The organism is Niastella sp., assembly GCF_045805085.1.
In the GTDB taxonomy this organism is placed as follows: Bacteria; Bacteroidota; Bacteroidia; order Chitinophagales; family Chitinophagaceae; genus Niastella.
Genome location: NZ_JBJMLX010000408.1, coordinates 1 through 1,655, shown reverse-complemented (window position 1 = coordinate 1,655; position 1,655 = coordinate 1). Strand labels below are relative to the sequence as shown.

The window sequence follows — 1,655 nt, the reverse complement described above, 5'->3', positions numbered from 1 at the left end:
AGGTTCTCGGGAATAAAACCGGGGATCGTTTTCTCTGCCTTATCGAGCAAACCGGTAATAAAACTGCGGAACAACATCATAGTTACCGGGTTGCGTTCGGCAATCATGGCATATACACTAACCGGCCGGTAGGGCACATCCCCTACTCCATCCCGGTTCAAATCGTAGCCCTCGTATTTATCCCAGTAATTGTTGTTGAAGGTATTCAGCACCAGTGTGCCATTGGTAGCTACATCAAAACTGTTACCGATGAAGTTGTTACCGGTAATGGTATTATCGTTGCAACTGGCCTGGATCTTTAATGCCCAGCCGTTGTTGTCAAAAACATTCTGTTCAACTTTTATGCGGTTGGTGCCTTCCATAAAAATACCGGTGGTATTGCGCACAAAATGGTTATGCTGAATATGGCTGTCGGAAATTTCTTTTAACAGAATGCCATAAGCGGCCCCACCCCAGTTCTCTGAAAAGGTGTTTTGCAGCATGGTGACGCCTTTAGAGAACATGACGGCCACGCCGGCGCCGTTGTTCTTAAATAGATTGGTTTCATATACATCGTCGTTAGAGAACATGAAATGCAACCCGTACCGCACATTGCCGGTGCTTACATTCTTCCTGATTTGAGAACGGGTCACAAATTCAAAATAAATACCGTCCCGGTGACCACTGATAATGTTGTTGATGATCTGCATGCTATCGCATTTCCAGCAATGGATGCCATTGGCGGAAGTGATCTCATTTACCGCATTTGAATGCAATACATTGCCTGAGATGGTGCAGTTAACCGCATGCTGGCTGTAGATGCCAAAGAAAGTATCGTCGAATTTGTTATTGCGTATTACAACGTTCCGGCTATTGACAATACGAATGGCGGCAATGTCATTATAGCTTGAATACCCCGAGTGCTGCACCGCAAACCCTTCTATCACTACGCCATCGCTTTTGATGTCCATGATCTCATATTTCTTTTGTCCATCCAGGACCGGATAACCAATACCTGTTATGTACAGCGGTTTATTTACCACAATGGTGGGTTGCCGGTATACGCCCTTTTCAACAAAGATCGTATCGCCCGGCCTTGCATGGTCAATGGCCTCCTGTAACCATTTTAATGGTCCGGCCGGGCGAACGATCCAGGTTTTGGCATTTGCCGGGATCGATAATACGATCAGGGTTACAACCAGGGAAAGGTTTTTCATATAGTTATTGGATAATGTCATTCCATTTTACATTTATTCCGTTTACCTGTTGTTGAGCTTGTTTTCTGTTTGCTTCGTTTACAAACGCAGCGGTATTACCGCCCATTGGACTATGTAGCCCGTTGCTTTGCAACAGGAAACTTTCACTGGCAAGTACAAACTTTTGTTGGGTACCATACTCCAGCAGGTAGATCCCTGCCGGATTGGTTTTTTCTGAAGATGCGGATTTTAAAAACGAGGACAGGCAGTGTATGTCATCAAATTTATACACCTTCCCTTTTTGGGTGATGACCTCACCGCCAAACCGCGGATCGAGAGTATGATTGCAATCATAAGTACCAATGGTAAAACTTCATTTAATCTTTCCCTGCTTTGCCAGGTGACATTCGTCATGTAACTTACTATTTACAAATTCTCATCAAAGCAAGCATGGGATTGGGTTTCAGGCCATGAACCGTT

General features: G+C 44.7%; 2 protein-coding genes. Both read right to left on the bottom strand.

The window, feature by feature from the left end:
* Positions 1-1,196 (bottom strand): nitrous oxide reductase family maturation protein NosD (locus ACJ751_RS21090; protein ID WP_407747496.1); only part of this gene is annotated, 1,196 nt, incomplete at its 3' end.
* Between the two features lie 4 nt (positions 1,197-1,200).
* Positions 1,201-1,485, bottom strand: coding sequence for a nitrous oxide reductase accessory protein NosL (locus ACJ751_RS21085; protein ID WP_407747497.1), 285 nt, complete (start codon positions 1,483-1,485; stop codon positions 1,201-1,203).
* Positions 1,486-1,655 lie beyond the last annotated feature (170 nt).